General features: G+C 61.2%; 26 protein-coding genes and 2 tRNA genes. 21 read left to right on the top strand and 7 right to left on the bottom strand.

The features are described from left to right. The first annotated feature begins 146 nt into the window (after positions 1–146). Both BUC36_RS11670 and BUC36_RS11665 read left to right on the top strand, forming a co-directional pair. Positions 147–1,388 carry a pyridoxal phosphate-dependent aminotransferase gene (locus tag BUC36_RS11670; RefSeq protein ID WP_234994973.1) on the top strand — a complete coding sequence of 414 codons (1,242 nt, stop codon included), beginning with the start codon at positions 147–149 and terminating at the stop codon, positions 1,386–1,388. Between the two features lie 191 nt (positions 1,389–1,579). Then, a complete protein-coding gene (locus tag BUC36_RS11665; RefSeq protein ID WP_073275301.1) occupies positions 1,580–2,056 on the top strand; it encodes an Lrp/AsnC family transcriptional regulator in 477 nt (158 codons plus the stop codon). 292 nt (positions 2,057–2,348) lie between these two features. Here BUC36_RS11665 and BUC36_RS11660 read toward each other — a convergent pair whose 3' ends face one another. Further along, positions 2,349–3,374 carry a HupE/UreJ family protein gene (locus BUC36_RS11660; protein WP_073275299.1) on the bottom strand — a complete coding sequence of 342 codons (1,026 nt, stop codon included), beginning with the start codon at positions 3,372–3,374 and terminating at the stop codon, positions 2,349–2,351. Beyond that, positions 3,371–4,225: a peptidyl-prolyl cis-trans isomerase gene (locus BUC36_RS11655; RefSeq protein ID WP_073275297.1), complete on the bottom strand. Its 855-nt coding sequence runs from the start codon at positions 4,223–4,225 to the stop codon at positions 3,371–3,373. Before BUC36_RS11655 ends, BUC36_RS11660 begins: the two co-directional genes overlap by 4 nt. Before the next feature lie 367 nt (positions 4,226–4,592). Here BUC36_RS11655 and BUC36_RS11650 point away from each other — a divergent pair, with 367 nt between their 5' ends. After that, positions 4,593–4,997, top strand: coding sequence for a DUF4345 family protein (locus BUC36_RS11650; protein WP_073275295.1), 405 nt, complete (start codon positions 4,593–4,595; stop codon positions 4,995–4,997). Positions 4,998–5,071: 74 nt separating this feature from the next. On the opposite strand, the gene BUC36_RS11645 is transcribed toward BUC36_RS11650, so the two are convergent. The 5 genes from BUC36_RS11645 to BUC36_RS11625 all read right to left on the bottom strand — a co-directional run bounded on the left by BUC36_RS11645 (position 5,072) and on the right by BUC36_RS11625 (position 10,081). Continuing rightward, complete coding sequence (locus BUC36_RS11645) at positions 5,072–5,884, bottom strand: sterol desaturase family protein (protein WP_084535944.1); 813 nt, start codon at positions 5,882–5,884, stop codon at positions 5,072–5,074. A gap of 150 nt (positions 5,885–6,034) precedes the next feature. Further along, complete coding sequence (locus BUC36_RS11640; protein ID WP_073275293.1) at positions 6,035–7,096, bottom strand: helix-turn-helix transcriptional regulator; 1,062 nt, start codon at positions 7,094–7,096, stop codon at positions 6,035–6,037. Positions 7,097–7,099: 3 nt separating this feature from the next. Then, a complete protein-coding gene (locus tag BUC36_RS11635; protein WP_073275290.1) occupies positions 7,100–7,666 on the bottom strand; it encodes a lytic transglycosylase domain-containing protein in 567 nt (188 codons plus the stop codon). 115 nt (positions 7,667–7,781) lie between these two features. Continuing rightward, positions 7,782–9,521: a proline--tRNA ligase gene (locus BUC36_RS11630; RefSeq protein WP_073275289.1), complete on the bottom strand. Its 1,740-nt coding sequence runs from the start codon at positions 9,519–9,521 to the stop codon at positions 7,782–7,784. Positions 9,522–9,652: 131 nt separating this feature from the next. Continuing rightward, positions 9,653–10,081, bottom strand: coding sequence for an HU family DNA-binding protein (locus BUC36_RS11625; RefSeq protein WP_073275287.1), 429 nt, complete (start codon positions 10,079–10,081; stop codon positions 9,653–9,655). 282 nt (positions 10,082–10,363) lie between these two features. Between BUC36_RS11625 and BUC36_RS11620 the strand changes: the two genes are divergently transcribed. The 18 genes from BUC36_RS11620 (at position 10,364) to nadA (ending at position 24,458) form a co-directional block, all read left to right on the top strand. Beyond that, on the top strand, positions 10,364–10,618 hold the full coding sequence (locus BUC36_RS11620) for an FmdB family zinc ribbon protein (RefSeq protein WP_073275285.1): 255 nt from the start codon (positions 10,364–10,366) through the stop codon (positions 10,616–10,618). A gap of 75 nt (positions 10,619–10,693) precedes the next feature. Further along, positions 10,694–12,472, top strand: a complete 1,779-nt coding sequence (gene aspS, locus BUC36_RS11615; RefSeq protein ID WP_073275283.1) for an aspartate--tRNA ligase — start codon at positions 10,694–10,696, stop codon at positions 12,470–12,472. A gap of 157 nt (positions 12,473–12,629) precedes the next feature. After that, the gene (locus BUC36_RS11610; RefSeq protein ID WP_073275281.1) at positions 12,630–13,373 is read left to right on the top strand and encodes a YebC/PmpR family DNA-binding transcriptional regulator; all 744 of its coding nucleotides are present in this window, start codon (positions 12,630–12,632) and stop codon (positions 13,371–13,373) included. Between the two features lie 115 nt (positions 13,374–13,488). Then, positions 13,489–14,037, top strand: coding sequence for a crossover junction endodeoxyribonuclease RuvC (gene ruvC, locus BUC36_RS11605; protein ID WP_073275279.1), 549 nt, complete (start codon positions 13,489–13,491; stop codon positions 14,035–14,037). 146 nt (positions 14,038–14,183) lie between these two features. Continuing rightward, a complete protein-coding gene (gene ruvA / locus BUC36_RS11600; protein WP_073275277.1) occupies positions 14,184–14,792 on the top strand; it encodes a Holliday junction branch migration protein RuvA in 609 nt (202 codons plus the stop codon). 224 nt (positions 14,793–15,016) lie between these two features. Beyond that, positions 15,017–16,036: a Holliday junction branch migration DNA helicase RuvB gene (gene ruvB / locus BUC36_RS11595; RefSeq protein WP_073275520.1), complete on the top strand. Its 1,020-nt coding sequence runs from the start codon at positions 15,017–15,019 to the stop codon at positions 16,034–16,036. A 60-nt stretch (positions 16,037–16,096) separates the two neighbouring features. Beyond that, positions 16,097–16,501 (top strand): tol-pal system-associated acyl-CoA thioesterase, encoded by a 405-nt coding sequence (gene ybgC / locus BUC36_RS11590; RefSeq protein ID WP_073275275.1) that lies wholly within the window; start codon positions 16,097–16,099, stop codon positions 16,499–16,501. 3 nt (positions 16,502–16,504) lie between these two features. Continuing rightward, complete coding sequence (gene tolQ / locus BUC36_RS11585) at positions 16,505–17,194, top strand: protein TolQ (RefSeq protein ID WP_073275273.1); 690 nt, start codon at positions 16,505–16,507, stop codon at positions 17,192–17,194. A 17-nt stretch (positions 17,195–17,211) separates the two neighbouring features. Further along, positions 17,212–17,643, top strand: a complete 432-nt coding sequence (gene tolR / locus BUC36_RS11580; protein WP_073275271.1) for a protein TolR — start codon at positions 17,212–17,214, stop codon at positions 17,641–17,643. A gap of 15 nt (positions 17,644–17,658) precedes the next feature. Continuing rightward, positions 17,659–18,444, top strand: coding sequence for a cell envelope integrity protein TolA (tolA, locus tag BUC36_RS11575; RefSeq protein ID WP_073275269.1), 786 nt, complete (start codon positions 17,659–17,661; stop codon positions 18,442–18,444). Continuing rightward, positions 18,441–19,736 (top strand): Tol-Pal system beta propeller repeat protein TolB, encoded by a 1,296-nt coding sequence (tolB, locus tag BUC36_RS11570; RefSeq protein ID WP_073275267.1) that lies wholly within the window; start codon positions 18,441–18,443, stop codon positions 19,734–19,736. The genes tolA and tolB overlap by 4 nt, the downstream gene beginning before the upstream one ends. 97 nt (positions 19,737–19,833) lie before the next feature. Further along, positions 19,834–20,307, top strand: coding sequence for an OmpA family protein (locus tag BUC36_RS11565; protein ID WP_073275266.1), 474 nt, complete (start codon positions 19,834–19,836; stop codon positions 20,305–20,307). 16 nt (positions 20,308–20,323) lie between these two features. Then, complete coding sequence (gene ybgF, locus BUC36_RS11560; RefSeq protein WP_084535942.1) at positions 20,324–21,190, top strand: tol-pal system protein YbgF; 867 nt, start codon at positions 20,324–20,326, stop codon at positions 21,188–21,190. Positions 21,191–21,303: 113 nt separating this feature from the next. Further along, positions 21,304–21,984, top strand: coding sequence for a 7-carboxy-7-deazaguanine synthase QueE (gene queE / locus BUC36_RS11555; RefSeq protein ID WP_073275265.1), 681 nt, complete (start codon positions 21,304–21,306; stop codon positions 21,982–21,984). 70 nt (positions 21,985–22,054) lie between these two features. Next, the gene (queC, locus tag BUC36_RS11550; protein ID WP_073275516.1) at positions 22,055–22,732 is read left to right on the top strand and encodes a 7-cyano-7-deazaguanine synthase QueC; all 678 of its coding nucleotides are present in this window, start codon (positions 22,055–22,057) and stop codon (positions 22,730–22,732) included. A 205-nt stretch (positions 22,733–22,937) separates the two neighbouring features. Further along, positions 22,938–23,013: transfer RNA gene (locus tag BUC36_RS11545), tRNA-Lys, on the top strand. Positions 23,014–23,127: 114 nt separating this feature from the next. Then, positions 23,128–23,203: transfer RNA gene (locus BUC36_RS11540), tRNA-Lys, on the top strand. A gap of 196 nt (positions 23,204–23,399) precedes the next feature. Beyond that, entirely contained in the window at positions 23,400–24,458 is a 1,059-nt protein-coding gene (gene nadA, locus BUC36_RS11535) for a quinolinate synthase NadA (protein ID WP_073275264.1), read from the top strand. Positions 24,459–24,510: the final 52 nt, after the last annotated feature.

The raw sequence follows: 24,510 nt of genomic DNA, 5'->3' as shown, positions 1-24,510 counted from the left end.
ACGAAAACAGCCTGGTGGTCACACTTCTTCCTGCAATAAAAATGTCACAGAATTTTCTGCGGTAATTGCAAAAAAAATGGTGGGGAATGCGCAATTTGCCCCGCTATAGCGCCATCGATTACTCGCGCGGTTGTTAAGTTAGAAGTATGAATAACAACCGCAAAGTGATGTCCGTGACGAAGTTCAAGCCTCGATTCAGTCTCCAGAGTGAAGCCCTCGACAGTGCCGACGCCGACGTGTGGGCAGTTAGTGATCGCGCCCACGAACTGGCTGACAAGGGGGAGGACGTTATCTTCCTGTGTGTGGGTGATCCTAATTTCGACACGCCGGAACCGATTCTCGATTTTGCCCGCGCCCGCCTGGGCGTCGGCCGCACGCACTACTCGCCGGCGGCGGGCGAGGCCATGCTGCGCCGCGCCATCGCCGACATCGAGAGCAAGGTGTCACCGCATCCCTGTAACCCCGATGACGTGGTGGTGTTCCCCGGCGGTACCAATGCGATTTATGCGGTGCTGTCCTGCCTGCTGAACCCGGGTGAGGAGATCGTCATCCCCGAGCCGATGTATATCGGCTATGTCCCCATCTGTGATTCCCTGCGCCTGAACGTGAAGCGCGTGGCCTGCCCGGCGCAAAACAATTTCGCCTTCGACGTAGAAGCCATCAAGGCCGCCATTGGCGACGATACGCGCGTGGTGATGATCAACACCCCGGTCAACCCGACTGGCGCCATGGCGACGCCGGAACAGCTGCGCGAACTGGCCGCCTATTGCCGCGAGCGCAATATCTGGCTGGTGTGCGACGAGATGTACTCGATGATCACCTTCGCGCGCCGCCACACCTCCCTGCGTACCGCGGCGAAAGAGCTGGACAATATCGTCGTCATCGACGGCCTGTCCAAGTCCCACGCGATGAGCGGCTGGCGCCTGGGCTGGGCCGTTGCCCGCGGGCCGCTGGTCGATCGCCTGATCGAGTTCGCCGGCGCCACCATCTTCGGCTGTCCGCAGTTCATCCAGGAGGCGGCCGCCTTCGCGCTGGAGTTCGATACCTATTTCGTCAAGCAGATGCGCGATGCCTACGAGAAGCGCCGCGACCTGATCGTCGAGCGCATCGGCAGGATCCCCGGCCTCAGCTGCTACTCACCGGAAGCGGGCATGTTCGTCATGGTGGACGTGTCCCAGGTGGCCCACTCGAAAGAGGGGAATTGCGGCCAGGCCTTTGCCGAGGCGCTGCTGGATGCCGAGCGGGTTTCCGTCCTGCCCGGCGCTCCTTTCGGCCCCAGCGCGGTCAACCACATACGCCTGACGCTGGCCGCCGATGAAGGCGAGCTTTCCCGTGCGCTGGACCGCATCGAGCGCTTCGTTACCGCCGGCAGCCGCCAGGCGAGCTGACCTCCGCTAGAATCTTACAACCGCCATACCGGCTTCTGCCGGTATGGCTTCACCCGGTGTGGCTTCACCCGGTGTGAATTCACCCATGTGAAGGGGCGGTTGTGGGTGCGGATGTTTCGGCCGCCGGCGATTGCCGCTATCCTTGCCCCTTTTCCAGGCAACAGAACCCTCTCTTACGGAAGATCAAGAGTGTGAAAATCGACCGGCACAACTTGCGTATTTTGCAGGTGCTGCAGACCAATGCGCGCATCAGCAACCTGAATTTGAGTGAACAGATCGGATTGTCCGAGAGCGCCTGTCTGGCGCGGGTAAAGCGTTTGACCAGCGAGCGCTATATTCGCGAGTTTCTCGCCGAGGTCAATCTGGACAAGGTGCGCCACGCCGAGTTCTACGTCAACGTGGCGCTCAAGCGCCAGGATGCCCGCACCAGCGAAAGCTTCCGCCGCGCCATCAACGATATTCCGCAGATTGTGTCCTGCGTGAAGATGTCCGGAGAGTTCGACTATATGCTGCGTTTCGTCTGCCCGGACGCGGCCGACTTTAACCGCGTATCCGAGCAGCTGTTGGCCAATGAAGACGCGGCTATCTCGCGCATGACTTCCCACCTGGTGATCGAGAAGACCAAGCCGTTTACCGGCTATCCGCTGGAGCTGCTGTTTCAGGACTGAGGCGGGTATTTCTTGCCGGCTGAGTTCACCGGTTGAATTTGATTAGAAAAAGGGACGCGAAGCGCCCCCAGACTGTTGATAAACCCCGCATTTCGTTCTGAGCCGGTGCGGTGGCGGCCAAGCACTAGGACGAGTATTTCGAAACGCTGTGAATACATCCCTGTAAGCTCCGGCGGCGACGTCCTGTCGCCGACGGTTCGAAACACTCGTCCTAGCACTTTGCCTTAAATTTTGACTGCATAACTTTGTCAGCAATCTGGGGGTGCGAAGCGCCCCCTTTTTATTTGCCTATTTAAATCAACATCGACAGGGTCCGGTCGAGCAGCCACCAGGCCGCCAGCCCTCCCACCAGGTAGGCCAGGGGCCAGCTGGCGACGGTCACCACCGATTGGCCAGTCCGCAGCTGCCACTGCTGCACCGGCGGCAGCCTCTGTAGCAATACGAACACAGCCGCGACCGCTGCGATAAACGCCAGCTGTCCGGCCTCCACGCCGATATTGAACAGCGCCAGTGCCAGTGGAATGGCGTGCTGGGGCACGCCGATTTCGGTGAGAGCGCCGGCAAAACCGAGCCCGTGCAGCAGGCCAAAGCCGAAGGCCACCAGCCAGGGTTTCCTGATCGCCAATGAGTCGCGGCCGCGCCTTCTCTGCAGAATTTCGCTGGCCACAAACACGATACTGAGTGCGATGACCGCCTCTACCGGTGCCTGTGGTACTGACACGAAACCCAGCACGGCTGCGGCCAGCGTAATACTGTGCGCCAGGGTAAAGGCGGTGATCGTGGCGACCAGCGGCTTCCAGCTGCGGACCAGCAATACCAGCGCCAGCACGAACAGCAGGTGGTCCAGGCCGAGCAGGATATGCTCGATACCCAACACGAGATAAGTGGTCGCGATCTGGCCGCTGCTGGCTTTGCGGTCAACGACAAACTGCGGTCTGTCCGGCAGCAGGCGCTGTAGTTGTTCACGCCCATCGCGCCAGCGGATGTGTGCCAGCGCATCGGTCATGGTGTTCTGGAGCCCGTCAATGGTGACGGAGACACCCGCCAGATCGCTTTCGTGGAGGATTGACCAGGTCTCGGTGTAGTAACCGTTGGCGATGCGGCCGACGGGCGGCCCGAGGGGCGTGACACCCTGGTCGAAGCGGACGTTCAGCGACAGGCGCAGGTCGCCGCGTGCCGGTACGCGCCAGGAAACCGCGAACTCCTGTCCTGTGCGCTGTTCTATCTGCAGGTAGGCGGGGCGCAGCTCGTGGGCGCCGGCCCGTAGCGCAAGTAGCAGAAGCAGCAGTGCCGGCAGTAACGTGAGCAGGCGTTTCATTGCTGGGCCACCTGTCCGGTTCCGTCGCGCAGCTCGCCCTCGATGCGCACATCGTAGGTGGCGCGGTAGGCCTCATACTGGCGCCGCAGAATGTTTTTCTGTTCCTCCAGCTGCCAGTCGCGCAGTACCTGCGCGCGCACCGGTGCGAACGCCGCCGGCCGCTGCGGTTCGTATGCCTCCAGATATACCAGGTGCAGGCCGTAAGCCGACTGAAGCGGGCCGGCCCAGCGGCCGCTTGGCAGTTCGCCGAGCTGGGCGGCAAAACCCTCGCCGAACAGTCGGTCTACGCGGCCGGCGGATTCCTCCGTGTACTCGGCCCGCAGCAGGTTGCTGTCGCCGAAGTCATCGGCTTCGGCGCCGTTATTCAGTTGAATCAGGGCGCTGCGGGCGTCGTCGCTGGCCGATGCGCGTGCGCCGCTATCGAAATAGAGCTGGCGAAAGGTCAATCGAGCCGGCTGCCGATAGCTTTCGCGGTGCTCGCCAAAGTAGGTTTGCAGTACGGTGTCGCCAGGTTCAACAGCGTTGACCAGGTCCCTGGCGAGAAACTCCATTTTCATGCGCAGGCGGCGACGGATCACGGTATCGTTTTGATCCAGCCCCAGCTTCTGCGCCTCGCGATAGAGGACCTCTTCGCGGATAAAGTTTTCCACCAGCCCGTCCAGCTCCCCCTCGCTGGGCGGGCGCTGCCAGCCTCGCTCGAATACCGCAGCCAGGTGGTCGATCTGGCTCTGGCTGACGACGATCTCGTCGCGGGCCGCGTTTTCCTCACTGAATAGCGCGTTGATACCGAACAGCAGTCCTCCGATCAGCATGAAATGTACCAGCGGGTCGCCTAACAGTTTATTGCTCATTGCTGAATTCCTTTTCTCGGTGCGCGCGTTCGTCGGGGCGAAATAGATGATGTGTGTGCGGTCACCTGATTTCTTCCGCTTTTTGTTCGTGGAGCGCTGCTACTCGCTGGGAGAGTGGCTGCACTTTAGTAGCCGAAAAACAGGCCAATCACTTCTGGCCCCGACGGGCGGAAGAGCGTTAGACAGCTAAGTATGGATGGCGAAACTGGACTTGCCACTGGCAGTGGCGGGCTGGGATCTGTTCTCACTTTCTTGACAACCCCGTTGGTAGCGCAGTCCGGTGATAGGCCGCTATCCTAAACGCAGCGACAGTTGCGCGAGCGACCGCAGAGAATATTTCGCGACAGGTTATCTACAGGAGCGGCGATTGAAATATTTCGGAAAGACCTACCTGGTCGTCAATCTATTGATTTACGCAGCCATCGGTGTCGCGGCATTCGTGCGCCCGGAGCAGCTTGCCGCTGGAATCGATCTCGGCTTCCTGGCGCCGACTGCGGTGCCGGAGTTCCTCGCGACATTTGGCGGATTCATGTTGGCAATTGCAGCGGCGTTGGCGATAGCGCTGTCGATCAGGCAGCACCGCAGGGTGGCCTACGCCTCACTGGTACTGGCCTATCTGGGGTTCGCCTGCGGGCGGCTTTACGGCATGCTGATGATCAGTGGCGTCGACTGGCGCAATAGTGTCTTTCTCGCCCTGGAGCTATTGCTGTTGGTCTGGGGGATTTTCTGTTATCGCGAAACGCGCTGGCTGCCGCTAGAGTATGGCCACTGAAAGCGGTGCATAAAAAAGCGCGGCCCAAGGGGCCGCGCAAGAGCATGCGGACATCTGCCGATCAGCCGCAATTCTCAGGCCGCAATCTGCGGCGACGTCTTCTCTGAATCTCCCTTGCCGTTGGCTTTTCCGTCTACCGCACGGCGGAACTCTTCTTTGTAATTCTTGAATTCGGTACCCATCCAGCGATCCCACCAGGTGAAGTAGAAACCGTAGTTACCCTGGAAGCGCTGGTGGTGCAGATCGTGGTGGGTAGTGGTGGTCATAAAGTCCAGCGGCCCGTCCACCCAGCTCCGTGGGTGGAACTCGCAGCCGGCATGCAGCATGGCGTTGCGGAAGATCATGACGAAGATAAATGCCAGCCAGACGAGCACGTGCAGCGGCATCAGCATCAGGATCAGCGGCGAGAAGACCGCCATCAGGGCGGCCTCGCCGATAGAAAAACTGTAGGCGGCCCATGGGGTTGGCGTGCGCGACAGGTGGTGTACGCGGTGGAAATGCTTGAACAGCTTCGGGTGGTGCATGCCCCGGTGGGTCCAGTAGAAGTAGGCGTCGTGCAGCAGGATGACGACGGGCAGGCTGAGCAGGTTCCACCACAGCGGATAGTCGCTCCACTGCCAGTAGAGTTGCACCAGACCCCAGTCCCGCAGGATGCTGGTAATGATGCCGACAGTGGCAAAGACGCCCAGGGTGAGCATGGAGAAGCTGATCTCACGGCGGATGTCCTTCCAGCCGGCGCGGCGATTCTGAATGCGACGCCTATCCATCCAGCCGCGGAACAGCCAGCTTACAGACAGGCTGACGGCGGTCGCCGCCAGCAGGTAGCGGAAAAGATCGCGCTGGAAGTGATCCGTCCAGTCCAGCGACAGTTCCCAGAAGAACTCCATACCCTCACCTTTTTATTCTTTTGGTGCCAGCCTCTGCAAGGGGAAGCGTTTGTCGCAAGCCCCGAGGTGGTGCGCTGAGTCTGGCGCAAAGCGGGCGCTAGTGCTTGCTGAAACTGAAAAAAGAGCTGACGGAATCCGAAAACAGGCGTATCAGGCCGGCAGTTTTTCCCGCCGGTACTCCGTGGGCGTCAGGCTGTGGCGCCGCTTGAAGGCGGCATTGAACGGGCTCAGGGAACGGTAGCCGATATCCAGGGCGATGGTGAGCACCGGCAGGTGCGCCTGGTCCGGATCTGCCAGGCGCGCGCTGGCCTCGTCGATGCGGAACTGATTCAGGTACTCGTTGAAGTTGCGATAGCCCAGGTGGCGATTGATCAGCGCGCGCAGAACATGCTCGCGCGCATGCAGTTGATCGGCCAGCTCGCGGATGGTCAGCCCCGTGTGTCGGTAACCGCCGCTCTGCATATGCGCCTGCAGCTTCTGCAGTAACAGACGTTGCTGTTCGTCCAGCGACGGCGGCTCGTTTTTTGTCTCGTTGATCTCGATTTCCGGCTCCGCAACCTGGGGTAGGGACTCCGCCAGCGCACTGGGTGACACAGCCAGCAGCCACAGACAGGCCGCCAGGGTCAGCAGGCTGGCGAGCACTGCGTGCAGCGTCGGCACACCTGCCGGCACCGGCTGATAGGAGAACAGGAATTCGGCGCAGATCACGATCAGCATATAGCCACCGACCGCGATCAGCAGCACGGCGCGCAGGCGCCGGCGGGCCTCCACCAGGTCGGAGTGGAACTGCTGTAGCAGTGCGAGCATGCCGGCGGTGATCAGGCCCAGCTTGAACGGTTGCGACAGTATGTACAGCGCCTCGTGGGGCCCCGCCAGGATGCTGAGGTCGAGATTGGCCGCGGTGCTGACCGCGATCGACAGCGCCACCAGGCCCCAGCCCCAGCGCGGGAATCGGTCGCACTCACTGCACAGCGTGAACGCAAACAGCCAGAAGGCGGCCGGCACCAGGTCGGTGGGCAGGTCCAGTAGTACTTCAATCCAGGCGTTCTCCACCGGGAGTAGCGGGCGCAGCAGGTAAAAGAAGACTCCGCCGAGCAGCAGTATCAGCCAACGGCCGGCCGCCTGCTGCCGGAAGCTGATCGCCAGTTTGGCCACTGCCAGCAGCAGCAATGCACAGGCGCTGCCGGTAAAAAACACATAGCTGACACTCATCACTTACCTCCAGCGCGTCGCCCAGGCATCCAGCACCTTGCTGGAGTAGGTGTGGCGGCCGTAGCTGCCGTTGTAGTAGGCGAGGGCGTTGGCGAGGTTGCCCCTGGCCTTGCCAATATAGTGTTTGAGGATGGTGCAGCCGTAGCGCAGGTTGGTGTCCATATCGATCAAGTTGTCGTCGGGCCGGCCGATTTCCTTCTTCCAGAAGGGCATCACCTGCATCATGCCCTGGGCGCCGACCCGGGACACTGCGTAGGGGTCGAAGGCGCTTTCTATCTGGATGACCGCGAGAACGATTTCCGGGCGCAGCCCCGCCAGAGTGGCCTCGCGGTGTACCGCCTTGAGTACGTGCATGCGCTTTTGGGGATCCTTGATGTAGCGCGCCAGCGGCTGGGATTTGGCCATCAGCCACACCTCGGCGTCGAAGCGGTCGGCAAAGCTGTCGGCCTGGGTGACCGCATCCTGCAGGGCGAGGCGCAGCTCCGGGTCTATCTCCGGAATCTTCTCCTGGGCCCGGGCGCCGGCGACAAGCAGGCCGAGCAGCAGTGTAATCAGGGTTTTTCTTATCATGACAGGGGATTTTACGGAAAGGCGCGGAGGAAGGGCAGCGGCAATTGCGGATTGCGGGTCGGGGGCCGCGTAATCGCCATGCCGGCCTGCGCCGGCATGACGATGGTATTGGTTGTTAGCTGCCGATCAACTTCAGCAGCACCTCCTCCAGTTGTGACTCGGCGAACTCCTGGCTTTCGGCATCGCGGCGGCCCTTGTACTCCACCACGCCCTTTTCCAGGCCGCGATCGCCGACGACGATACGGTGGGGAATGCCCAGCAGTTCGACGTCCGCGAGCATGGCGCCGAGACGGGCCTTGGGCTCGTCCATCAACAGCACGTCGATCCCTTTGTCGCGCAGGGATTCGTACAGGTGCTCACACTTCTCGCGCACCACGTCGCTCTTGTGCATATTGATCGGCACTATGGCCAGCTGGAACGGCGCGATGGCGTCCGGCCAGATGATGCCGGCATCGTCGTGATTCTGCTCTATGGCGGCGGCGACGATGCGGGATACGCCGATGCCGTAGCAGCCCATGGCCATGACCTGTTCCTTGCCGTTTTCGTCCAGCACGCTGGCGTTCATCGCGCGGCTGTATTTGTCGCCGAGCTGGAAGATGTGGCCCACCTCGATACCGCGCTTGATTTCCAGGCTGCCCTGGCCGTCCGGGCTGGGGTCGCCGGCGACCACGTTGCGCAGGTCCTCGACGCGGCCCAGCTCTACATCGCGGTCCCAGTTGACGCCGGTCAGGTGGTAATCGTCCTTGTTGGCGCCGCAGGTAAAGTCGGCCAGGTGGGCGGCGGAGCGGTCGACGACGATGTCGATCTCCAGGCCCACCGGACCCAGAGAGCCGATACCGCAGCCCAGCTCGTCGGCGATGCGCTGCTCCGGGGCAAACTGCAGCGGGCTGGCGATGCCCGGCAGTTTCTCCGCTTTGAGTTCGTTGAGTTCGTGGTCGCCGCGCAGAATCAAGGCTACCAGCGGTGCGCTGGCTTCTGATTCCGGACCCTCGTCGCACTCGCCGAGCACGATCAGTGTCTTCACCGAGTGCGCCGGATCCGCTTGCAGGAATTCGCTCACCGCGGCGATGGTCTTCTGCCCGGGGGTGTGCACTTCCTCCATGGATTTGGTCGCAGCCAGGCGCTCGCCGGCCGGCACTATTGCTTCGGCAAGTTCGACGTTGGCGGCGTAGCGGGAAACAGTGGAGAAGGCGATATCGTCCTCGCCGCTCGCCGCCAGCACGTGGAATTCATGGGAGCTGGAGCCGCCGATGGAGCCGGTGTCGGCGAGTACCGGGCGGTAGTCGAGGCCGATGCGGTCGAAGATGCGGCAGTAGGCACCGTGCATCACGTCGTAGGTTTCCTGCAGGGAATCGGCATCGACATGGAAGGAGTAGGCGTCCTTCATGGTAAATTCGCGCGCGCGCATCACGCCGAAACGGGGGCGGATCTCGTCGCGGAACTTGGTCTGAATCTGGTAGAAATTGGCCGGCAGCTGCTTGTAGCTGCTGATCTCGTTGCGGATCAGGTCTGTGATCACTTCCTCGTGGGTCGGGCCCAGGCAAAAAGGATTCTCGTGGCGGTCCTGGATACGCAGCAGTTCCGGGCCATACTGCTGCCAGCGGCCGGATTCCTCCCACAGTTCGGCCGGCTGCACCACCGGCATCAGCACTTCGAGTGCGCCGGCGCGATCCATTTCCTCGCGCACTATGCGCTCCACCTTGCGCAGGACCCGCAGGCCGGTGGGCAGCCAGGTATAGAGGCCGGAAGCGAGGCGACGGATCATGCCGGCGCGCAGCATCAGCTGATGGCTGATGACGACGGCGTCGTTGGGGGTTTCTTTCTGGGTGGCGATCAGATAGCGGGATGCGCGCATAGGGATTGTTCAGTGTTTTTTGCTTCTGGGGCGGCCATTTTACGCTAAATGTCCGCGGGAGAGGGAGACAGGGACCGGGTCGCCCATTAAAAAACCCCGCCGTGGCGGGGTTTTTTGCCGAGGGGCGCGAATCAGGATTCGGCCATTTCCTTCAGCTTCTTCAGCGGGCGAATCTTCACCTGGATGCTGGCCGGCTTGGCCTTGAACATGGTCTCTTCACCGGTGAACGGGTTGATACCCTTGCGAGCCTTCTTGGCCGGCTTCTTCACAGTGGTGATTTTCAGCAGGCCGGGCAGGGCGAATTCGCCAACCGCGCGCTTCTTCACGTGGCCTTCGATCACGTTGGTCAGCTCGTCCAGTACCGCCTGAACCTGCTTGCGGGACAGCTCGGTGCTCTCGGCGATCTGGTTCAGGATCTGGGTTTTTGTGTACTTCTCTTTGACTGCAGTCACTTTTTTGGCCGGAGCAGCCTTGGCTGCTGCCTTTTTGGCGGGGGCCTTCTTGGCTGCGGTTTTCTTGGCGGGGGCTTTCTTAGCTGCGGCTTTCTTGCGTGCGGCCATGAGTAGCTTCCTTCTATTAGTGTTTTTCCAGTGAAAAGTGTGTTCTTACCCCCGCTGTGTCGTGGCCCGGTCAGGCTCACCACAGCGGGTGTTGAGGGGAAGTATATATAGTTTTTGTTCGCCCGCACGGGAAAATACGGGAAAAATAGTGCTTTTTTTACTATTTTGGTCCCGGAAGTTGGGCCCTGGTGCTCCCCGGGGCGCTCCTTCGCGGGGACTGCTTCTTCCCTCCGAAGTGCTCATGTATAATCTGCGCCCCCCTTAAGTACCGTGTATTGAGCCATGCCGATCTACGAATACCAGTGCAATGCCTGCGGCCACGAGATGGAGGCCCTGCAGCGCATGAGCGATGCTCCGCTGACCGATTGCCCCGCCTGCGACAAGGCGGAGCTGCGCAAGAAGATTTCCGCAGCCGGTTTCCGCCTCAAGGGTGGCGGCTGGTATGAGACCGACTTCAAAACCGGCGGTAAGAAAAATCTTGCTGGGGACGCGGCCAAGTCCGACAAGCCGGCGGCCAAGACGGCCGAGGCCAGCTGAGCCCGGGGTGCCGGACGGCGGCCCCCTCTATTTATCTATCGACAACGTCTAACGTAAAACAACGGGAAAGCATCCATGCGCAGCGACTACTGTGGCGCCCTACGATCCGCGGACATCGACCGTGTAGTAACCCTCTGCGGCTGGGTAGACCGCCGCCGCGATCACGGCGGAGTGATTTTTATCGACCTGCGCGACCGCGACGGTATCGTACAGGTGGTGTTTGACCCGGACGCCGCGGAGCATTTCCAGACCGCGGACAGTGTGCGCAGCGAATATGTGCTGAAGGTCACCGGTCGCGTGCGCGCGCGCGCAGCGGAAGCGGTGAACCCGAATATGGTTACCGGTGAAGTGGAGGTTTACGGCACCGATCTGGAAATTCTCAACAACGCCGAAACCGTGCCCTTCCAGCTGGACGAGCACACCGCGGTGGGCGAGGACGTGCGCCTCAAGTACCGCTACCTGGACCTGCGCCGCAACGAGATGCAGCGCAACCTGCGCTTCCGCTCCAAGTTGACTACCGCTATCCGCAACTACCTGGATGCACAGGGTTTCCTGGATATAGAGACGCCGATCCTGACCCGCGCCACTCCCGAGGGTGCGCGTGACTATCTGGTGCCGAGCCGCACCCACGAGGGCAAGTTCTTCGCCCTACCGCAGTCGCCGCAGCTGTTTAAGCAGCTGTTGATGGTGTCCGGTTTCGATCGCTACTACCAGATCGCCAAGTGCTTCCGCGACGAGGACCTGCGCGCGGACCGCCAGCCGGAATTCACCCAGATCGATATCGAGACCTCCTTCCTCGATGAAGAGGACATCATGTCGATCACCGAGGACATGGTGCGCAGCCTGTTCCAGGAATTGAAGGGCGTGGACCTGGGCGAGTTCCCGCGCATGACCCACTACCAGGCGATGCTGCGCTACGGCTCGGACAAGCCGGACCTGCGCATTCCGCTGGAAATGGTCGAGATCAAGGATCTGATGACCGAGGTGGATTTCAAGGTGTTCTCCGGCCCGGCCAACGATCCGAAGGGCCGTGTCGCCGCGCTGAAGGTGCCCGGCGGCAACGACAAGCTGACCCGCAAGCAGATCGACGATTACGGCAAGTTTGTCGGTATCTACGGTGCCAAGGGGCTGGCCTATATCAAGGTCAACGACAAGTCCGACCTGGAAAACGGCCTGCAGTCACCGATCGTTAAGTTCCTGCCGAATGAGACACGCGCAGCCATTCTGGATCGCCTCGAAGCCGAGAACGGCGATCTGATCTTCTTCGGTGCCGACAAGGCCAAGGTCGTGTCGGAAGCCCTGGGCGCACTGCGCTGCAAGCTGGGTGCGGACCTGAACCTGTACACCTGTGAATGGGCGCCGCTGTGGGTAGTGGCCTTCCCGATGTTCGAAGAGGACGATGACGGCAGCCTGACCGCTCTGCACCACCCGTTCACCGCGCCGTCCTGTTCCCCGGAGGAACTGGAGGCGAATCCGCTGGGTGCGCTGTCCCGCGCCTACGATATGGTGTTGAACGGTACCGAACTGGGTGGCGGTTCCGTGCGTATTCACGACCAGGCCATGCAGGAAGTCGTATTCCGCATTCTCGGTATCGACGAGCAGGAACAGCGCGAGAAGTTCGGCTTCCTGCTGGATGCCCTGAAGTACGGTGCACCGCCCCACGGTGGCCTGGCCTTTGGCCTCGATCGCCTGGTGATGCTGATGACCGGCACCGATTCGATTCGCGATGTTATCGCCTTCCCGAAGACCCAGAGTGCTGCCTGTGTGATGACCGATGCACCGGGTACCGTGGATTCCAAGCAGCTGCGTGAGCTGAGCATCCGCCTGCGCCAGAAAGAAGAGAAGATCGGCTGATATTTTGTAGGATGGGCAAAGCGAAGCGTGCCCATCAAATCGTAGTAATGGGCACGAGCCCGCCATGGATGGCGGGAATGCGGAAATGGTAGGGAGCATTTTTCCGCGCGCTTCGCTCCTTTGCCCATCCTACACGCTGACTGAAGAGAGACGAGAAATGGCCGGACACAGTAAATGGGCCAACATCAAACACCGCAAAGCGGCCCAGGACGCCAAGCGCGGTAAGGTTTTCACCAAGATCATTCGCGAGCTGACCGTAGCTGCGAAAGCCGGTGGCAATCCTGAGGACAACCCGACCCTGCGCGCGACTATCGACAAGGCGCTGGGCGCGAACATGAAGCGCGACACCATCGACAAGGCCATCGCGCGCGGTGCCGGCAATGCCGACGGCGAGAACTACGAGGCAGTGACTTATGAGGGTTACGGTGTCGGCGGTGTGGCGGTCCTGGTGGAGTGCCTGACCGACAATCGCAACCGCACCGTGGCGGAAGTGCGCCACGCCTTCTCCAAGCGCGGCGGTAATCTGGGAACCGACGGTTCCGTGGCCTACCTGTTCTCGCGCAAGGGCCAGCTGTATTTCGAACCCGGTGTCGACGAGGATGCGCTGATGGAGGCGGCCCTGGAATCGGGTGCCGAGGATATCGAAACCAATGACGACGGCAGCATCGAGGTCACCACCGAGTTCCAGGACTATATGGCGGTGAAGGACGCGCTGACCGAGGCCGGTTTCAAGCCGGACAATGCCGAGATCGCGATGATCCCGTCCACTACCGTGCCGCTGGACAAGGACGGTGCCGAAAAAGTGATGGCGCTGGTGGACATGCTGGAAGACCTCGACGATGTGCAGAATGTCTACAGCAATGCCGACATCCCCGCGGAGGTGATGGAGCAGCTGGCCTGATACCCGGGTCCGAGGGGGCGGCCTTATGTCCGCCCCTTAATCCATCCGCCACCGACTGCCTTGACGCCTTCCCCCCACCTTGGGACACTCCCCACCACTATATAAACGTACAGATATGACGGGGGACCCGCCCTTGACCCGCATCCTGGGCATAGACCCCGGCTCGCGCAAAACCGGCTACGGCCTGATCGATGTGCAGCGCAACAAGGCCACCTATGTCGCCAGTGGCGTGATCCGTATTCCGGAAGGACCGCTGCCGGAGCGACTCAAACTTATTTTCGATGCGGTAAGCCAGATAGCGCAGCAGTATCAGCCGGCGCAGATGGCGATCGAAAGCGTGTTTATGTCCAAGAGCGCCGGTTCGGCCCTGAAGCTGGGGCAGGCCCGCGGTGCGGCAATCGTCGCCGCGACCAATGCGGATCTGCCGGTGGCCGAGTACGAGGCGCGTAAGGTGAAGCAGGCGGTGGTAGGAACGGGCGCGGCGGACAAGCTGCAGGTGCAGCATATGGTGAAGACACTGCTGTCCCTGCCGGCATCGCCGCAGGAGGACGCCGCCGATGCCCTGGCGGTGGCCCTCTGCCATATGCACACGATGCAGACCCTGGTGCAGACCGCCGGCGGCGCGCGCGGCCGCTTCCGCCGCGGCCGCCTGAGTATCTCCTGATGGTGTGCGGCTGTGGCACTGAATCGACTTGTAGGATGGGCAAAGGAGCCCAGCGACGTGCCCATCTCCGGGCACTGCTGATGGGCACGCTGCGCTTTGCCCATCCTACAGTGCAAATCCAGATTTCCTAGACGGGACGATTTTTGATGATCGGAAGACTGAGCGGCACCCTGGCCGCGGTTCAGCCACCGCTGCTGCTGGTGGATGTGCAGGGAGTGGGCTACGAAGTACTCGCCCCCATGACCACGATTTTTGAGCTGCCGCAGTTGGGCCAGGCGGTGCAGCTGCACACCCATCTGGCGGTTTCAGAAACCGCGCAGACACTGTACGGCTTTATCCGCGACGCCGACCGCCAGCTGTTCCGCACCCTGATCAAGGTCAACGGCGTGGGACCGAAGATGGCGCTGGCGATACTGTCCGGTCTCGACGGTGCCGCGCTGTCCCGCTGTGTGGCGGAAGACAATGTCGCCGCCCTGGTAAAAGTGCCGGGTGTCGGCAAGAAGACCGCCGAGCGCCTGATTATCGAGCTGCGGGACAAGCTGGCGCCGCAGTTCGGCGACGCCAACGATATCCCGCTGATGGCCGCAGCGGCGCCGAAGGTCGACCACGCCGGCGAGGCGGAGAGCGCGCTGGCGGCGCTCGGTTACAAGCCGACGGAAGCCACCAAGATGGTAGCGAAGGCGAGCAAGGAGCAGCCGGACGCCGACAGCGCCACGCTGATTCGCCTCGCCCTGAAGAGCATGGCGCCGGCTTGATGAATGCGGAAGGGTGTAGAAATGCGGAATGAGGAATGCGGAATGCGGAATGAATTATCGCGCTCCCCCTATAGGAGCGGCGGGACGGCCATCCGCCCATGGCCGCGATCAAAATCCACGGTGGCAACAGCGCGTGACCGCGGGCACAGTGCTCGATTTCGGGAATGGGCCTGCCCGCGTATTCCGCATTCCGCATTCATCATTCCGCATTCGAGGAGGCCTCTGTGATCGAAGCCGACCGTCTCATCGCCCCCGAGCCCATAGGGCCTACGGGCCAGGAAGAGCAGTACGATCGCGCCGTGCGCCCCAAGTCCTTGGCCGACTATGTCGGCCAGCCGGTGGTGCGCGAGCAGATGGAAATCTTTATCCAGGCCGCCAAACTGCGCGGTGAAGCCCTGGATCACACGCTGGTGTTCGGCCCGCCGGGGCTGGGCAAGACGACGCTGGCGAATATCATCGCCGCGGAAATGGATGTGGCCATCAAGACCACTTCCGGACCGGTACTGGAGAAGGCCGGCGATCTGGCCGCGCTGATGACCAATCTCGAGCCGGGCGATGTGCTGTTTATCGATGAGATCCACCGCCTCAGCCCCCATGTTGAGGAGGTCCTGTATCCGGCCATGGAGGACTACCAGCTGGATATCATGATCGGCGAGGGGCCGGCGGCCCGCTCGATCAAGCTGGATCTGCCGCCGTTTACTCTCGTCGGTGCCACCACCAGGGCGGGTCTGCTGACCTCGCCGCTGCGTGACCGCTTCGGTATCGTGCAGCGGCTCGAGTTTTACAATGTCGCCGACCTGACCAGTATCGTGCGCCGTTCCGCCGGCCTGATGGGGGTGGGAATGGACGAGGGCGGTGCACTGGAGGTGGCCCGTCGGGCCCGCGGCACGCCGCGGATTGCCAATCGGCTGCTGCGCCGGGTGCGCGACTACGCTGAAGTGAAGGGCGACGGCAGCGTCGATAGCGGTATCGCCGACGCCGCACTGAATATGCTCAATGTGGACGCGCGCGGTTTCGACCAGCTGGACCGGCGCATGCTGCTGGCGATGATCGAGAAGTTCGACGGCGGTCCGGTGGGCATCGACAGCCTCGCGGCCGCGATCAGCGAGGAGCGGGACACCATCGAGGATGTACTCGAGCCCTACCTGATCCAGCAGGGCTATATCGCCCGCACCCCGCGGGGGCGCGTGGTGACGGCGCTGGCCTATGAGCATTTCGGCCTGCCGAAGCCGGACAGCAAATAATGACCATTTCATCGCGGCCGCCGGTCGCGATTTGAACATCTGAACAGTGAAGGGGCAGGGGTGAAAGAGGCTTTCAGTATCCCCATCCGCGTCTATATCGAGGATACGGACGCGGGCGGAATCGTGTATTACGTGAATTATTTGAAGTATATGGAGCGCGCGCGCACAGAACTGGTCCGCTCGCTCGGCTATGATAAGCCCGCCATGCCGCAGCAGGGGCTGTTGCTGGTGGTGCACTCGGCGGAAATCCAGTACCGCCGCTCGGCGCAGCTGGACGACGCATTGCGAGCCAGCGCCGCGATTGGCAAACTGGGGCGCGCCGCGGTGACATTTGAGCAAAAAATATGGCGCGGCGATGAAATTATTTGCGAGGCTGTGGTCAAAGTCGCCTGCGTCTCGGACGACAGCCGCAGACCCTGCGCGCTACCCGAACCCATTTACTCAGCATTAAAGGCAGCCATATAGAAGATGGAAACCGGTGAACAACTCTCCCTGTGGGGGCTGATACAGAACGCGAGTCTGCTGGTGCAGTTGGTCATGTTGCTCCTGCTGCTGGCCTCGGTGATCTCCTGGGTCATGATCATTCAGCGCGGCCTCTACCTGACTCGCGCCAAGCGCGCGATGAACAACTTCGAGCGCCGCTTCTGGTCTGGTGCCGACCTGAACCAGTTGTTCCGCGAGGGCAATGCCCGCGCCGAGCGCGGCAAGACCGACGGTGTCGAGTCGCTGTTCCGCTCCGGCTTCACCGAGTTCACCCGCCTGCGCCAGCAGGGCCGCAGCGGCCCGGAGGCCGTCATGGAGGGCACCGAGCGCGCGATGCGCGTGGCCATGTCCCGCGAGCAGGAAAAGGTGGAAATGAACCTGCCGTTCCTCGCCACCGTCGGATCAGTCAGCCCCTATATCGGCCTGTTCGGCACCGTCTGGGGCATCATGAATTCTTTCCGTGGCCTCGCCACCATGCACCAGGCCACCATCGCCACCGTGGCGCCCGGTATCAGTGAGGCCCTGGTGGCAACGGCGATGGGGCTGTTCGCGGCGATTCCGGCCGTAATGGCTTACAACCGCTATTCGGCCAAGGCTGAGTGGCTGTTGTCCAGCTATGAGACTTTTGCCGAGGAGTTCTCCTCCATCCTGCACCGCAAAGTGCACTCCAGCTGAGTAGATAGGCGAACCCTATGAGTGTGTTTCGCAAGGGAACCAAGAAGAAGCTGGTATCCGAGATCAACGTGGTGCCCTACATCGACGTGATGCTGGTACTGCTGATCGTCTTTATGGTCACGGCACCACTGCTGATGCAGGGGGTCAAGGTTGATCTGCCGGATGCACCTTCGGCGCCAATCGAGGACACCGACGACGAGCCGCTGATCGTGTCCGTGCGCGCGGACGGTACCTATTACCTGAATCTGGGCGAGGAAGAGAAGCAGGCCAAGCCGCTGGCCGAGATCAAGGAAACTGTTGGCAAGGTTTTGCGTCAAAAGCCCAAGACGCCGGTGCTGGTGTGGGGCGATACCGATGCCAAGTACGGGCTGATCGTCAGCGCCATGACCCACCTGCAGCAGGCCGGGGCGCCCAGTGTCGGCCTGGTCACCGAACCGCCACAGGAGTAGGGCGCTGGTACTTATATGAGATACCAAGGAGGCTCTTACGCACTGGCGGTCATTGTCAGTCTCGTATTGCACGGGGCGCTGATTGCCGTGCTGACATACGGCTGGGAGGCGACCAGCAAGCCGGAGCGCAAACCGATGCCGAAGTTTGTGCAGGCCAAGCTGGTCACCGTGGACGCGACGGTGACCAAGAAGAAGACGCCGCCCAAGGTCGACAAGATCCAGCAGCGCCAGCAGCGTGAAATCGAGCGCCAGCGTCAGGCTGAGGCCGAGAAGAAGCGCCGCGCCGCACTGGAACAGAAGAAGAAAGCGGAAGCCGAGGCGAAGAAAAAGGCCGAGGCGGCACGCAAGAAAAAGGCGGCCGAAGAGAAGGCCCGCCGCGAGAAGGAGCGCAAAGAGCAGGAACGCAAGGAACAGATGGAGCGCGAGCGCCAGAGCGCCTTTGAGGAAGCTCTCGAGGATGAGGAGGAGCTGCAGGATGCGCGGGAGGATGTCCAGGCGGTGATGTCTGTGGCCCAGGCAATCCAGCAGCGCATTGAATCCGTGTGGAGCCGACCGCCCAGCGCGCGTAACGGCATGATCACCGTGGTGCAAATCAACTTTGTACCCACCGGCCGGGTGGTGGCGACCAACATTATCGAGGGCAGTGGCAATGCAGCCCTGGACCGCTCGGTATTGCAGGCCATTCGCAAGGTCGAGGTGTTTCCCGAGGTGGCGGAGCTGGCCCGTGAGGAACCGACGGTGTTCGAACGCGAAGTCCGCACGACCCTATTGAACTTTCGAGTAGAAGATCTACGCCAATGATGAAGAACCTACTGAAAACAGTTGCTGTATTCGTGGCCGTATCGCTGAGCGTGGGCGCCCGCGCCCAGCTGGTGGTGGATATCACCAGCGGCATCGACGATCCCACGCCAATCGCCGTGTCGCCGTTCAACTGGTCCGGCAGCGGCGTGCTGTCGGAGGATGTATCCGGCATCATTTCCGCCGATTTGCGCCGCAGTGGCCTGTTCGCCCCGGTGCCGCAGGCGGATATGCTGTCGTTTCCCAAGAACCCGGAAGAAGTTGTTTTCCGCGATTGGCGAATTCTGGGAACTGAATACGTTGTTACCGGTCGTATAGAGCCCCAGGCGGCAGGCTACCTGCTGACCTTTGACCTGGTGAACATCTTCGGCCAACAGAAAATGTTCACCAAGCAGGTCAGCGGCGGCAGCCGCCAGCTGCGTGATATTGCCCATCGCGCCGCTGACGAGATCTTCGAGGCGATCACCGGTATTCGCGGTGCCTTCTCCACGGAAATGATCTACGTACTGGAGGAACAACGCGGCGGTCGCCCCAGCTATGCGCTGATGCGGGCCGATATCGACGGGGCGCGGGCGCGGGAAATCCGCCGCTTCAGCGCGCCGGTGATGTCCCCCATGTGGTCGCCGAATGGGCAGGAAGTCGCCTATGTGTCCTTTGAAACCGGACGCCCGGCGATCTTCCGCGAGAACCTGAGCACCGGTTCGCGCCAGCAGTTGACCAACTTTAAGGGGATCAACAGCTCGCCTACCTGGTCGCCGGATGGAACCAAACTGGCGATGGTGCTCTCCAAGGACGGCAATCCGGAGATATATGTGCTGGATCTGAACACCGGGAAATTCACCCGGATGACCCGCCACTTCTCCATTGACACCGAACCGAACTGGATGCCGGACGGTAAATCACTGGTTTTCACCTCTGATAGGGGAGGTAAACCACAAATTTACCAATTGACCCTTGCCACTGGTCAAGTAGACCGCTTAACCTTCGATGGCGACTACAACGCAAGGCCGCGTGTGTCACCCGATGGGAAGACGCTGGTAGTGGTGCATCGCAGCAGGGGGGTGTTCACGATTGCAACGATGGATATCAATACCGGCCGGATGCGTGTCCTCACGGAGACGACTCTGGATGAATCCCCCAGTATTGCGCCCAACGGCGCCATGCTGATGTACGCTACCAAGCGGGGGGACAAGGGCATTCTAGCGGCGGTATCGCTAGATGCCGGGGTGAAGTACAACTTGCCGTCTCAGCGGGGTGATGTCCGCGAACCGGCATGGTCGCCTTACTTTGATTGAAACGGGGTGCTCGTCACATTGCCTGTGGCGGGCTTGTAACCAAGACCAAATGAAAGTCTTGCACGATTTTTCGATAACACTAAAAGCGGAGTAGCTTATGTTGAAATCAGTAAAAACTGGCCTGGGCCTGGCTTGCGCAATGGTAGTACTGGCTGGTTGTTCCAGCACTGACACCGATGACAGCGCGCAGCAGCAAATGACCCAGGTTCAAGAGCCGGTTGTTGAAACCCCGGCCCAGGAAACCGCAGTACCTCTGGACAATGTCGTTTACTTCGACTTTGACCAGTCCCTGCTGAAGCCGACTACTCGCGAGCTGCTGATCCAGCACGCTGACCGTATGCGCGGCAACTCTGCAACCGTGCGCCTGGAAGGTCACGCTGACGAACTGGGCACCCGCGAATACAACCTGGCTCTGGGTGAGCGCCGCGCCAACGCCGTGCGTGACTTCCTGGTGCTGCAGGGCGTAGACGCCGCTAACCTGGAAGTAATCAGCTACGGTGAAGAGCGTCCGGCTCAAGCTGGTTCCAGCGAAAGCGCGCGCAAAATGAACCGTCGCGTTGTGATTAACTAATCGTCAATGGATGCCAATGGCTTTTACGATTAGAAAAGTCGCGATCGCCGCAGCCGTAATGGCTGCGGCATCGCCCGTATTCTCTCAGGCGCCGATTGTCGACCTGTCTGGTGGCAGCTCGCAGCAGTCGGCGTCTTCGTATCCGGATTCCACTAATTCTGCACCCGCCTATCCGCAGACTCAGGTAGCGCGTGCATCGGTGTCCACCCAACGCGCCCAGCGGAATGCCGCCCAAGCCAACCCCCAGGCGGAGGCCTACTACCAGATGCAGGTGCTGCAGCAGGAAGTACAAGAGCTGCGCGGTGCGGTGGAAGAGCTGCGTCACGAGGTCAAGCGCCTGAAGCAGCAGCGCACCGAAGACTACATGGATCTGGATCGCCGTATCGCCCGCCTGTCGGGGACTGAGCCCGCTCAGCAGCCGCCTTCCGGCAATGGCGCCGAAAATGGCGAGGGCGCCGGTGCCGGTGCCGGCGCGCAGCGCCCCACCAACGGCAAGCCCGCCGCGGCCAGCGCCGATGAACGCGATCGTTATCAGAACAGTTTCGGCATGGCCCGCAACGGTGATTACGATGGCGCCAGCGCTGAATTCAAGCGCCTGCTGCAGGATTTCCCGAACGGCCAGTACGCCCCCAATGCCAATTACTGGCTGGGTGAGATAGCTCTGGTGCAGGGGAACCTGGAAGAGGCCCGTCAGTGGTTTGTCGCGCTGCTGGACAGCTACCCCAACTCCACCAAGGTGTGGGACGGTCGCTATAAGCTGGGTACCGTGTACCACCAGCTCGGCGACCAGCAGAAAGCCCGGGAATTGCTGGAACAGGTCGCCGCGAGCGATGCCCGCGCTTCGAACCTGGCGAAGAAGTACCTGGAGCAGAACTTCCAGTAGATCTGTGAACCTTGGCGACTTTGGCGTCGCTGGTTTTTTGATCACAAAAGCTCTATGATCCCGCGCCCGGTCGGCAAAAGCCGCCCGGGCGTTTGTTTTTTTGCCGGGTGAATATGACTGATCTGTCCTCTGAGTCAAACCGTTTGCGCGGGGAGTCACTCCGCATCAGCGAAATCTTCTACTCCCTGCAGGGGGAGGCGCGGGATTCCGGGTTGCCCACGGTATTCGTGCGCCTGACCGGCTGTCCGCTGCGCTGCACCTACTGCGATTCCGAGTACGCGTTTTACGGTGGCGAGCGCATGACGCTGGAGCAGATTTTGCAGAAAGTGCAGAGCTATCCGGCGCGCTATGTCTGCGTGACCGGCGGCGAGCCCCTGGCACAGCCGAATTGCCTGCCGCTGTTAAAAGCCCTGTGCGACGCCGGCTATTCGGTGTCCTTGGAGACCAGTGGCGCCATGCCGATCGAGGATGTGGATTCCCGTGTCTCGCGGGTGGTTGACCTGAAGACGCCGGCGTCCGGCGAGCAGCACCGCAATCGCATGGAGAACATCGCCGCGCTGACCGCGCGCGACCAGATCAAGTTCGTGATCTGTGACCGCGGCGACTACGACTGGGCCAGATTCACGCTGGATCAGTACCGCCTGTCGGAGAAGGTGGGTGAGGTGCTCTTTTCCCCCAGCTACGAACAGCTGCAGCCGCGGCAGCTGGCGGAGTGGATCCTCGACGACGGCCTGCCGGTCCGCATGCAGATGCAGCTGCATAAACTGCTGTGGGGAGATATTCCCGGCGTGTAACTGCCGGGAGTTCGCCGGGCGCTTCGACCCGGCCAGCGGCTGTCGTTGCGCAATGATCAAAGAGGAAGATATGACGGCTAAAAAGGCAGTGGTTCTGCTATCCGGTGGCCTGGATTCCGCCACGGTGCTGGCGATGGCCCGGGCGGACGGCTACGAATGCTTCGCCCTCGGCTTCGACTACGGCCAGCGTCACAGCGCCGAGCTGATGGCGGCCCAGCGGGTGGCCGCGGACCTGGACGCGCGGGAGCACAAGGTGGTCAAGCTGGACCTGCGTGCCATTGGCGGCTCTGCCCTGACCGACGACAGTATTGAGGTGCCGGAGGAGGAGACCAGTGGCATCCCGGTCACCTATGTGCCCGCGCGCAACACGGTGTTCCTGTCCATCGCGTTGGGTTGGGCCGAAGTGCTGGGGGCCCAGGACATCTTCGTCGGCGTCAACGCGGTGGATTACTCCGGCTACCCGGACTGCCGCCCGGAGTACATAGCGGCCTTTGAGAAAATGGCAAATCTGGCCACCCGGGCGGGTGTGGAGGGGCACAAACTCAGTGTTCGCACGCCGCTGATGCATATGAGCAAGGCAGAAATTGTACGCCGTGGTACCGAACTGGGAGTGGACTACAGTTTAACTGTATCCTGTTACCAGGCACTGCCGAATGGCGCCGCCTGTGGCCGCTGTGACAGCTGTCGGCTGCGCGCGGCGGGATTCATCGAGGCCGGCCTGCCGGACCCCACGGTCTATGTCGGCTGATTGTGGGAGCCTGCCTTGCAGGCGAACGGTCCGGAGAGGGGCAGTATCTGCATCGCCTGCAGGGCAGGCTCCCACATGGCGACTGGCCTCAACCCAGTGCGGTTCAGGGCTAACCCCTTAAATTCTTTAGATTTTTTAACGGGTAGCTATTGTCTTTTTGAAATAGATCCGTAAGATACGCAGCTCCTCACGTCGAGGCATCTAAGGGTCGTTAGCTCAGTTGGTAGAGCAGTTGGCTTTTAACCAATTGGTCGCTGGTTCGAGTCCAGCACGACCCACCATATTTCGAAAGGGCCGCCCAGAGGCGGCCTTTTTTATTGTTCACTCCCGCCGCTGGCGGAAACCGGAAGTGACTTGAGTTTTCTCTGCGGATCGGTAAGATGCGCGTCTCTTTCGGGTCGTTAGCTCAGTTGGTAGAGCAGTTGGCTTTTAACCAATTGGTCGCTGGTTCGAGTCCAGCACGACCCACCATCTTCTATAGGGCTGCCAGATGCAGCCCTTTTTTTTTAATTTTGCGCTGTGCGCGGGTTGCCCGGACAACCGCGTTCTGTCATCGCCCACAGCGGTGGAGAGGCGGATTGCGGTTCTGTTCGCACTAGAATGCCATTGCGATGCAGGTGACGCCGATGCGCTATAATGCGCGCTTTTCCGCTAGTGGTAGTTAGCCATGAGTCAGAAGTTAGTTTCCGCAGAGACTGTAGATTCCCGTTCGCTGGTGCAGGCGCACCTGGCAGAGCCGGCGGTGCACCAGTACAGCGAAGAGGAGCTGGAGCTGTGGCGCGAGCGGATCAAACGCCTGCTGAAAGAGCAGAATGCGGTGCTGGTGGCTCATTACTACACGGATCCGCTGATACAGGCGCTCGCGGAAGAGACCGGTGGCTGTGTCTCCGACTCATTGGAGATGGCCCGCTTCGGCGCCGAGCACCAGGCGGATACGCTGGTCGTTGCCGGTGTAAAGTTTATGGGCGAGACCGCCAAGATCCTGACTCCGAACAAGCGCGTGCTGATGCCCACGCTGGAGGCCACCTGTTCCCTGGATCTCGGCTGTCCGCCGGAAGAGTTCGCCACTTTCTGCGACCAGCACCCGGATCGCACGGTGGTGGTTTACGCGAACACCTCCGCCGCCGTTAAGGCGCGCGCCGACTGGGTGGTGACTTCGAGTATCGCTCTGGACGTGGTCGATCATCTGGATGCCAATGGGGAGAAAATCCTGTGGGCGCCGGACAAGCATCTGGGCAGCTATGTGCAGCGCGAAACGGGTGCGGATGTATTGCTGTGGAATGGCTCATGCATAGTGCACGAGGAGTTCAAGGCCAAGGGTGTCGAGGACCTGAAGGCGCTGTACCCGGACGCGGTCGTGCTGGTGCATCCGGAGTCGCCCGCTGCCGTCGTGGAGTTGGCGGACGTGGTGGGGTCCACATCGCAGATTATCAACGCGGCCAAGACGCGACCGGAAAAGCGCTTTATCGTCGCTACCGATCAGGGCATCTTCTACAAGATGCAGCAGCAGTGTCCGGACAAAGAGCTGATCATCGCTCCGACAGCGGGTGCCGGTGCGACCTGCCGCAGCTGTGCCAACTGCCCCTGGATGGCAATGAACTCACTGGAGAATCTGTGCGGCGTGCTGGAGCGCGGCGACAATGAGATTTTGGTCGATCCGGAACTGGGGCGGCGCGCGATGATGCCACTGCAGCGGATGCTCGACTTCCGCAAGCCGCTGGATTAATCGGCCCAATACCAAACAAAAAGAGCGGCCAATGGCCGCTCTTTTTGTTGCT

The sequence above is a fragment of the Microbulbifer donghaiensis genome (genome assembly GCF_900129095.1).
In the GTDB taxonomy this organism is placed as follows: Bacteria; Pseudomonadota; Gammaproteobacteria; order Pseudomonadales; family Cellvibrionaceae; genus Microbulbifer; species Microbulbifer donghaiensis.
Note: the sequence above shows the minus strand (reverse complement) of the source record. Positions and strands in the feature narration are given on the sequence as shown.

Excerpts from the sequence above, each read along its gene's own strand:
- queE (WP_073275265.1), top strand. The coding sequence starts at position 21,304 with ATGACTGATCTGTCCTCTGAGTCAAACCGTTTGCGCGGGGAGTCACTC.
- tolR (WP_073275271.1), top strand. The coding sequence starts at position 17,212 with ATGAGTGTGTTTCGCAAGGGAACCAAGAAGAAGCTGGTATCCGAGATC.
- BUC36_RS11625 (WP_073275287.1), bottom strand. The coding sequence starts at position 10,081 with ATGGCCGCACGCAAGAAAGCCGCAGCTAAGAAAGCCCCCGCCAAGAAA.
- aspS (WP_073275283.1), top strand. The coding sequence starts at position 10,694 with ATGCGCAGCGACTACTGTGGCGCCCTACGATCCGCGGACATCGACCGT.
- queC (WP_073275516.1), top strand. The coding sequence starts at position 22,055 with ATGACGGCTAAAAAGGCAGTGGTTCTGCTATCCGGTGGCCTGGATTCC.
- tolQ (WP_073275273.1), top strand. The coding sequence starts at position 16,505 with ATGGAAACCGGTGAACAACTCTCCCTGTGGGGGCTGATACAGAACGCG.
- nadA (WP_073275264.1), top strand. The coding sequence starts at position 23,400 with ATGAGTCAGAAGTTAGTTTCCGCAGAGACTGTAGATTCCCGTTCGCTG.
- tolA (WP_073275269.1), top strand. The coding sequence starts at position 17,659 with ATGAGATACCAAGGAGGCTCTTACGCACTGGCGGTCATTGTCAGTCTC.
- ruvA (WP_073275277.1), top strand. The coding sequence starts at position 14,184 with ATGATCGGAAGACTGAGCGGCACCCTGGCCGCGGTTCAGCCACCGCTG.
- BUC36_RS11635 (WP_073275290.1), bottom strand. The coding sequence starts at position 7,666 with ATGATAAGAAAAACCCTGATTACACTGCTGCTCGGCCTGCTTGTCGCC.
- BUC36_RS11630 (WP_073275289.1), bottom strand. The coding sequence starts at position 9,521 with ATGCGCGCATCCCGCTATCTGATCGCCACCCAGAAAGAAACCCCCAAC.
- BUC36_RS11565 (WP_073275266.1), top strand. The coding sequence starts at position 19,834 with ATGTTGAAATCAGTAAAAACTGGCCTGGGCCTGGCTTGCGCAATGGTA.
- BUC36_RS11620 (WP_073275285.1), top strand. The coding sequence starts at position 10,364 with ATGCCGATCTACGAATACCAGTGCAATGCCTGCGGCCACGAGATGGAG.
- ybgF (WP_084535942.1), top strand. The coding sequence starts at position 20,324 with ATGGCTTTTACGATTAGAAAAGTCGCGATCGCCGCAGCCGTAATGGCT.
- BUC36_RS11610 (WP_073275281.1), top strand. The coding sequence starts at position 12,630 with ATGGCCGGACACAGTAAATGGGCCAACATCAAACACCGCAAAGCGGCC.
- BUC36_RS11645 (WP_084535944.1), bottom strand. The coding sequence starts at position 5,884 with ATGGAGTTCTTCTGGGAACTGTCGCTGGACTGGACGGATCACTTCCAG.
- BUC36_RS11640 (WP_073275293.1), bottom strand. The coding sequence starts at position 7,096 with ATGAGTGTCAGCTATGTGTTTTTTACCGGCAGCGCCTGTGCATTGCTG.
- BUC36_RS11660 (WP_073275299.1), bottom strand. The coding sequence starts at position 3,374 with ATGAAACGCCTGCTCACGTTACTGCCGGCACTGCTGCTTCTGCTACTT.
- BUC36_RS11670 (WP_234994973.1), top strand. The coding sequence starts at position 147 with ATGAATAACAACCGCAAAGTGATGTCCGTGACGAAGTTCAAGCCTCGA.
- BUC36_RS11655 (WP_073275297.1), bottom strand. The coding sequence starts at position 4,225 with ATGAGCAATAAACTGTTAGGCGACCCGCTGGTACATTTCATGCTGATC.
- ruvC (WP_073275279.1), top strand. The coding sequence starts at position 13,489 with ATGACGGGGGACCCGCCCTTGACCCGCATCCTGGGCATAGACCCCGGC.
- tolB (WP_073275267.1), top strand. The coding sequence starts at position 18,441 with ATGATGAAGAACCTACTGAAAACAGTTGCTGTATTCGTGGCCGTATCG.